Raw genomic sequence first — 8,344 nt, 5'->3', positions numbered from 1 at the left:
TTCGTAATTACGTATATTGTTTTAACGCATTTAAACTAAGATGCCATGGAAATAGGAATAGATAGTTTTGCTGCCACGTCTTCTAGGCAAGGTGGAACCAACTCACAAGCGCTAAATGAGTTACTTGAAAGAATAGAATTAGCTGACCAAGTATGACTTGACCTATTTGGAATCGGACAGCATTTCAGGAAAGAGCTTTTAGACTCCGCCCCTGCGATGATACTTGCAGCTGCCGCATCTCGGACCAAAACTATCATACTAACGAGTGCCGTTACTGTTATCGGTGCCGCAGATCCAGTTAAGGTATTCCAAGACTATGCAACGTTAGATTTAATATCTAATGGCAGGGCAGAAATAGTAGCTGGCCGGGGTTCTTTTACCGAGGAATTCCCCCTGTTCGGATTAAGTCTACAGGATTACGACGCTTTGTTTACTGAAAAGCTAGAACTACTAATTTAAATTAGAGACAATGAAATTGTGGATTGGAAGGGTGAGTCTAGAGCTTCTTTAATTAACCAACCGATATACCTACGACCTGTACAAAAAGAAATACCTATTTGGTTAGGAGTCGGTGGAACAACATCCTCTTTTGTACAAGCAGGAAGGATGGGCTTGCCTTTAATGGTGGCCGTAACTGGAGGAGAAACACATCGATTTAGACATTTGATAGACTTGTATAGAGACGCTGGAGCAAAAGCAGGTCATGCGCCAGAAAAACTAAAAGTTGGTTTGCATTCTTTGGGCTATGTGGCAAACAGTACAGAAGAAGCCATTAATGATTTTTATCCTGGCTATGAGAAAATGTTCACCAAGATTGGAAAAGAGCGTGGCTTCGCCCCTGTTACCAAAGAAGGCTTTGATGCCCAAAACGGACCACTTGGCGCCTACTTAGTTGGCACCCCAGAAGAAGTTGCAGAAAAGATACTCCGTCATAGAGAAGCTCTTGGAGGTATTTCAAGATTTACTTTTCAAATGAATGTCGGTTTATCCCACGAAAAATATTTGAGTTCAATTGAACTGATAGGTAAAAAGGTAATGCCGTTAGTGAATAAAAATTCATAAATTTTCAATAAATAATTACACCCTAATCAAAAGCAAAAAACCAACTATTATACGAGTATTATCAAATTTCAAAAAGAAATTACTCGAAAATAAACATTTTTAAAAAAAGTCTTTTCTATTATCACAATAATACCACAAACCCTATTCAATATAATTCGTAACTTCCAATAGCTTAGCAGCTAATCTCCCAAATTATTATCAATTGTTAACCAATGTGACACGTCGATGGATGTAGATTAGCATAAACTTAAACGATAAAAGATGAAGTATTTAATGACTCTCTCAGCTGTACTAATAATTATTACATCGAGCTTCGCACAATCGTGGCAAGTACTACCTAATGCACCAATTGGTGGATATTGGAACCACGACGATATAACTTTTACAGATCAAAATACTGGATGGGTTTGTGACATCTCAGGTCAGATTTACAAAACTACAGATGGTGGCGATAACTGGACCAATGTAGCTGATCAGCCTGGAACATCTTTTAGATGTATCGCCTTTTTAGATGACCAACATGGTTTTGTTGGAAATCTAGGTCCAATGGGTTGGGTTAACCAAACTTCAGATCCTACTATTATGTACGAAACAGTTAATGGAGGTTCAACATGGGCACCTGTATCGGGATTACCTGCTTCAAATAATATGAAAGGAATTTGTGGTCTTCAAGCTATTGACGAGAGCAACATAGTGGGAGTTGGAAGATATGATGGACCTCCAGTTTTGGTTAAATCTACGGATGCTGGTGCCACTTGGACCGTTAAGACTTTTTCGTCAGCAGAGGCCAATGGTTTAGTAGATGTGCACTTCTTTGATCCAGACACAGGTGTTGTGGTAGGAAATAAAGCTGGTGGCTGGGGAGTAGAAAGTGTAATACTATATACTACAGATGGTGGACAAAATTTTGAAATAAAACACACTTCCACGAGCGATCACTTTTGGAAAGTTTATTTCAGAGATAGGATGAATGGCTATGCACAAATTTCTTATTACTATACAGGCCCAAGAAAAATAGTCGTAACAACAGATGGTGGTCTTACATGGTCGGATGTGATATACGATAACAATGCCAATAATTATGAAGGTTTAGGTGTAGGTTTCTATGATGAAAATCTTGGTTGGGCATCTGGCGGCAACAAAACCTATCAAACCGTTGATGGGGGCAGTAACTGGAATAAGATTAGCATAGACCCTGATTATGAGGATACTATTAATCGCTTCGTAAAAGTTGGTGATGTAATGTACGCAGTAGGTTCTCGAATATACAAATATATTGACCCTACTGTTGGTCCAGCAAATACTCCACAAGTTGATAATACATTGTGTAAAATAAGCTGTAACCCAAATCCATTCAATGGATCGGCTACAATCAACTATACTGTTCCAGAGGATGGGCATGTTAACATAGGCGTTACCAGTATCGGAGGACGACTTATTGAGTTACTCGTAGATGAGAAACAAAATGCAGGTGACTATACGATTGAGTATAATCCTACTTACAAAGAGAAGTTTGTGGGAATTACTCTTATCACTGGCAAGTATAGGAGAAATGTAAAAGTGATTAGAGAAGATAAAAACTAGTCTGAAGCATTTACTACTAATTTTCAAAAGCAAGCTATAAAATAACAAAGCATTAAGAATTATGAAGAGAATTATTGGAACGCTACTTATTTCGTCGTACTCATTATTTTGTGCTGCACAACCTCAAATCGAACTACTTGAATTGGCTAGTGGATTTACTAAACCTGTTGATATACGAAACGCTGGTGATGACCGCCTTTTTATTGTTGAGAAGAATGGTATTATAAAAATCGTGGACACTTTGGGAACTGTAAATGCAACTCCATTTATGGATATAACTAGCATTGTAACTTCTGGTAATTCCTGGTGGGACGAAAGAGGTCTATTAGGGTTGGCCTTTCATCCTAACTATGCGGTAAACGGTTATTTCTTCGTAAACTATATTGATGGCAACGGCGATACACAAATCTCAAGATTTACTGTTAGTGCGGGAGATCCTGACATTGGAGATGATACTTCCGAAGAATATGTATTAAACATAGCTCAACCAGACCAATACCATAACGGTGGTGGGTTGCAATTCGGGCCTGATGGATTTTTATATATCGGTACGGGTGATGGAGATGGCACGACAGGTGGAGATCCTTATGGCTACGGTCAAGATTCCTTACATCTACTTGGTGCAATGCTAAGATTAGATGTAGATGTTATGCCATATACAATTCCAAATTCCAATCCATTTGTAGGTAACCCTGAAGGCCTTGATGAAATTTGGGCAACAGGATTAAGGAATCCTTGGAGATATAGTTTTGATAGTGAAACAGGAGATCTATGGATTGCAGACGTAGGACAAAACCTTTATGAAGAAGTTAATATGCAACCTGCCTCTAGCGCAGGTGGAGAAAGCTATGGCTGGAACTGTTATGAAGGAAATAGCTTTTATTTTGGTGGAGATTGTGCTCCTGATGTTGCCGTATATACCTCTCCCGTTTACGACTATTTACACACAGGAGACTTCTGTTCAATAACAGGTGGCTACATGTATAGAGGATCAAAGTATCCAGAAATGTATGGGCATTACGTTTATACTGACTATTGCTATGGCGAAATCATGTCACTCTCTTTTGATGGCTCTGAATGGGTAAGTATGAACCATGGTCACCATTCGGATGGCAACCTCGTTTCTTTTGGAGAAGATGCTAGTGGCGAACTTTATATTTCAGGAATTAGCGACGGGAAAATTTATAAAGTAGTAGAGCTTACGGTAGGAATTGAATCTGATGAACCTGACAAAGACGAGAGCTTCTATCCTAACCCTGTACATGAATCTACTACAATCTCTTTTAACAATCCAAATAGGGCTTCGCATAACTTCGTCCTTTCAACGCTAAATGGCAAAGAGGTTATGAGGGAAACTGGTATTAAGACTAGTACATATACACTTGATTGCTCTAATATGGCAAGCGCCATGTATTTCTACACTCTCTACTCTAAAGGAAAACAAGTAGCAGTTGGTAAGCTTGTAGTAGAATAAACTATTTCTTGTAAATCATTTTATTTTCTTCCTGCGACAATTCCCTTAGAGTTTGATTGCCTTTCTTGTCTAGACTAAAAACAAATGTATTGTCCTTGTTTTTATTTGATAACACATGCTCCAAAACAAGATTCACTTTATCTCTATCCAAAAACTTCATCAAATACAGTGAAGCGCCTAAATCCTCTGACATCTCCCGATCTATGCTTAGATCAGACGTTGTTAACATTATAATTGGCGGATGATTGGAAGAATCTGGCTCAAGTATTTTCAACTCTTTCAAAAAGTCAAAACCATCCATAACTGGCATTTTAATTTCTAAAAAAATCACATCAGGATAATCTTGACCAGTATTTTTTAATGAAGTGATATAACCTAATACCTTCTATCCATTTTTCTTAACTGTAATTTTTTGTGCAGCACCCATTTTCTCCAACAAGCGAACATTTAAAAAATTAGTCGTTTCATTGTCCGCTACAAGTAATATCTCCTCTACCTTTTTTACATTTACTTTTCAATCATTTAAGCCTGTTAATTATTAAAGTTCAAGCGTATCAATTCGAATAATTTCTTTGATACTTTTATTCCGTGAATAACGAGATCAAACACATAGAGGATTTATTTTTAAAATATCACTCTGAGCTTTGCAATACAGCTAATAAAATTGTTTGGGATAGAAGTAATGCCGAAGACATTGTACAAGACGTATTTTTCAAATTGTATAAAATAAAAGAAGACATCGACTGGAGTTCTTCTTTGCGTGCATATCTTCATAAGGCCACAATGAATGGTGCAATAAATTGGCTCGAAAAAAACCGACGCCTAGTTCCCATTAGCAATGAAGTAGAGGAACCTTCCATCAATGATGTCGAACAAAAAATTGAAACTAAAGAATTACAAGATCTAGTAGACATTGCGATTAAAAATCTCCCACCTAAATGCCGGGCTATATTTATATTAAGCAGAACGGAAGGATTGAAATACAAACAAATTGCCGAACAATTAGATATATCAGTCAAGACAGTGGAAAATCAAATGGGTATTGCAATTAAGAAACTAAAGACTCAATTAGAATCATACATCACCGTTACTTCCACCCTACTTATTTCTATTTTAAATAATTTCTAAAACTTCTTGGGGGTAAGTCAATAGTTAACTGTGTTAATAATAACAAGCATACATAACGATGAATACACCCTGGGAAATAATAGCCAAGCACTTTAGCAATGAGTCATCTAGCGAAGAAGAAAGTACGCTAACCAAATGGATCGAAAAAAGCGACGAAAACAGTATCCTTTTAAAACAATTAGGAGAACTCTTTTCCGACAACAAACAAACTAGAGAAGAATACATACCCAATACTTCTGACGAATGGGAAAAGCTTAAACTCCGTATTGAGGCCACGGAACAAGAGCCGAAAGTGACTCCTTTTTGGAAAAGACGCAGTTTAAAAGTGGCAGCTTCTTTTTTAATTATTCTTAGTCTTGGATATCTATTTATTGATACCGGTGTTAAAAGAATAGAAATTGCTACTACCGACAACACAGAAATTTTCATCCTACCTGATAATAGTAAGGTGCAGTTGAACAAGAACAGCAAACTTAGTTTTCCTGAAAAATTCGATATTGATAACCGTGAAGTTAAAATGAGCGGAGAAGCATACTTTGAGATTGAGAGAGATGAGTTTAAGCCATTTAAAGTATACACCAACAATACACTCGTTACTGTTCTCGGAACAAAATTTAATATTAACTCTTACGACTCCGAAAACATTGAGGTAGCTGTTACTTCCGGTAAAATACAGTTCGAAACAGGCGAGAATAAAATACTCCTAGCCAAGGGAGAAAAAGTTTCCTACAACAATACTACAGACATCATTCTCAAAAATAAATTCAGAAAAAAAGATTTAAGATGGTGGCTGAAAAATATTGGAAAAGACGTCAAGTCATTTATCAAGAATAATAAACAATAAAAACCCTTAATAACTACCAAATAACATCAATATGAGAATCTTCAAACAAACTATTATTATCGCATCAATCTTGTTCGCTACAACAAGATTTACCTCTTCTAACGCTCAAGATATGGGAGTTGGCCTTCGTTTCGGTGATCCCAGTGGGATCACATTTAAAAAGCATCTTTCTGATGAAAATGCATTTGAGGTTTCCATTGGACGAACTCATTCTTTTCGAAACAAAAACAAATATTACGACGATAACTTCAACGATTGGTACAATGACCAAAACTACCTGTACTACCATAAATTTGAGCACTACGAAACCGATGCCAGTACTCCCATTGGAATTCAACTTCACTATCTAATTCAAAAAACCTTTTTACCCCAAGATTTCGATAATAACATGAAGTGGTATTTTGGAGCTGGAATTCAGGCTATCTTTCAATCATATACATATGCGTATAGATATCAAATATATAAGGGTGACAATTGGATGTATTCGGATGGAGATAAAACCACCAATAATGATATTGGTATTGATGGCGTAATTGGTCTTGAATATACTTTCCCTAATCACCCCATATCTGCATTTATTGATGCTACAGCCTTTCTAGAATTAATTGATGAACCTTTCAAACTATATATGCAAGGTTGCGTTGGAGTCAGATATAATTTTTAATGAATCTTTTTATAAGAAAACACCTAATTTTTAAAGATTAGGTGTTTTTTCATACTCTAAATCCCATTACACAAACATCATCGAGTTGCTCTATATCACCTTTCCAGGCTTTAAAAGTCTCACTAAGCAACACCTTTTGTTCATCCATAGGTTTAAGATGATTTTCGACGAGTAACGTTTTAAAGTGTTTCGATTTGTACTTTTTATTGTTCGGTCCACCAAACTGATCTGCAAAACCGTCTGAAAATAAATAGAAACAATCTCCGTCTTCTACATCCATTATATGCGGAGTAAACGGATGTTGATCTACGTACTTACCTACAGGTTGTTTATCCGGCTTAATTTCATGCAGTATGCCTTTTCTGATATAATACAATGCACTATTTGCACCAGCATATTCTAATTTCATCGTTTTCAAATCAACACAACACATAGACACATCCATCCCATCTTGAACAGTTTCTGAACTGTGGGAGAACCTCTCTTCCAGTAAGCTTACAGCCCTATCTAATATTTTTGCTGGATTGTGCAATCGTAACTCCCTTACACTTTTAGTAAGCACATTACTACAAACCACACTTACCATTGCTCCTGGCACACCATGACCGGTACAATCGGCGACAGCCAAGAATATTTTATTACCAACCATTTCTGTCCAGAAAAAATCACCCGAAACAATATCTTTTGGACTATACAGAACGAAGATGCCTTTCAGCTTCTTACGGATCTTTCCAACTCGAGGAAGAATGGCATACTGAATTCTTTTTGCATAAATAATACTGTCGGTAATCTCTTTGTGAGAAGCCTCTACTTTCTGCGTAGCATATGCAACTTGACGTTCAAGAAATTTCTGTCTTTGTTTTAGCTGAGATATGTAGTAGCTAACAATTAATGATATTACAATAGCAGCAATAACTGCGTATCCCAACCTTGCCCACCAAGTATGCCACCAAGGAGATCGCACCGAAAACTTATATTCAAATGGCTCACTCCATTTACCGTCCGACCCCACAGCCATAACTTTAAACACATAATTACCTTGAGGAATATTTCTATAATCTGCTTTAGACTCTTCATTTGGTTCACTCCAATGATTATCCAAACCGATCAATTTATAACTGTATCTTATTTTATGTTGAGATGCCCAATCTATTGCTGAGAAATGGAAATTAATGTGATTTATTTTATATGCCAGTTTTAAATTTTCTGGATAATTATGGAATAGCGGGACGGAAGAAAATTGAATGTCATTTTTTAAACTGTCGGCTAGATTATTGAAATTCATGTATTGCTCATCAATCTCGATATATTGAAGATCGACAGTCAGGGCTCTTTCGGAAGTATGTAAATTATTCAAATCTAACATTTCCACAGCCTTTCCTCCTCCCCACCATATTCTATACTTACTATCGGAACAAACACAATTGACATAAAAATCTTCTCCCTTTAGGCCATCTCGTTTATGAATAGTTTGAATCGAAATATCATTAACACTACTTACATCATTTAGATCAATTCTATTTATTCCTTTTTCTGTGGCAATCCATAAAACATTATTGTCTTCGATAGTTAAAGAAGTCACGTAGTT

7 protein-coding genes and 1 pseudogene are annotated in these 8,344 nt (G+C 36.6%); 6 read left to right on the top strand and 2 right to left on the bottom strand.

Annotated features, from left to right (window positions below; all coding sequences use genetic code 11):
* Positions 1-45: 45 nt before the first annotated feature.
* The 3 genes and pseudogenes from HRT72_05705 (at position 46) to HRT72_05695 (ending at position 4,120) form a co-directional block, all read left to right on the top strand.
* A pseudogene (locus HRT72_05705) lies at positions 46-1,062 on the top strand (LLM class flavin-dependent oxidoreductase).
* A gap of 261 nt (positions 1,063-1,323) precedes the next feature.
* A complete protein-coding gene (locus tag HRT72_05700; GenBank protein NQY67202.1) occupies positions 1,324-2,646 on the top strand; it encodes a hypothetical protein in 1,323 nt (440 codons plus the stop codon).
* Between the two features lie 61 nt (positions 2,647-2,707).
* Positions 2,708-4,120: a PQQ-dependent sugar dehydrogenase gene (locus HRT72_05695; protein ID NQY67201.1), complete on the top strand. Its 1,413-nt coding sequence runs from the start codon at positions 2,708-2,710 to the stop codon at positions 4,118-4,120.
* Position 4,121: 1 nt separating this feature from the next.
* Here HRT72_05695 and HRT72_05690 read toward each other — a convergent pair whose 3' ends face one another.
* Positions 4,122-4,451, bottom strand: a complete 330-nt coding sequence (locus tag HRT72_05690) for a response regulator (GenBank protein ID NQY67200.1) — start codon at positions 4,449-4,451, stop codon at positions 4,122-4,124.
* A gap of 257 nt (positions 4,452-4,708) precedes the next feature.
* On the opposite strand from HRT72_05690, the gene HRT72_05685 reads away from it, so the two are divergent.
* The 3 genes from HRT72_05685 to HRT72_05675 are packed head-to-tail and all read left to right on the top strand — an operon-like array spanning position 4,709 to position 6,756.
* Complete coding sequence (locus HRT72_05685; protein NQY67199.1) at positions 4,709-5,248, top strand: RNA polymerase sigma-70 factor; 540 nt, start codon at positions 4,709-4,711, stop codon at positions 5,246-5,248.
* A 58-nt stretch (positions 5,249-5,306) separates the two neighbouring features.
* A complete protein-coding gene (locus HRT72_05680) occupies positions 5,307-6,092 on the top strand; it encodes a FecR domain-containing protein (GenBank protein ID NQY67198.1) in 786 nt (261 codons plus the stop codon).
* 31 nt (positions 6,093-6,123) lie between these two features.
* A complete protein-coding gene (locus tag HRT72_05675) occupies positions 6,124-6,756 on the top strand; it encodes a hypothetical protein (GenBank protein NQY67197.1) in 633 nt (210 codons plus the stop codon).
* 49 nt (positions 6,757-6,805) lie between these two features.
* On the opposite strand, the gene HRT72_05670 is transcribed toward HRT72_05675, so the two are convergent.
* Positions 6,806-8,344, bottom strand: a 1,539-nt coding sequence (locus HRT72_05670) for a SpoIIE family protein phosphatase (GenBank protein NQY67196.1), incomplete at its 5' end; no start/stop codon positions are given.

It is taken from the genome of Flavobacteriales bacterium (genome assembly GCA_013214975.1).
Lineage (GTDB): Bacteria > Bacteroidota > Bacteroidia > DT-38 > DT-38 > DT-38.
This window is presented reverse-complemented; position numbering and strand designations above follow the sequence as displayed.

Coding starts and splice junctions, on each gene's coding strand:
- HRT72_05680 (NQY67198.1), top strand. CDS start 5,307: ATGAATACACCCTGGGAAATAATAGCCAAGCACTTTAGCAATGAGTCA.
- HRT72_05675 (NQY67197.1), top strand. CDS start 6,124: ATGAGAATCTTCAAACAAACTATTATTATCGCATCAATCTTGTTCGCT.
- HRT72_05695 (NQY67201.1), top strand. CDS start 2,708: ATGAAGAGAATTATTGGAACGCTACTTATTTCGTCGTACTCATTATTT.
- HRT72_05700 (NQY67202.1), top strand. CDS start 1,324: ATGAAGTATTTAATGACTCTCTCAGCTGTACTAATAATTATTACATCG.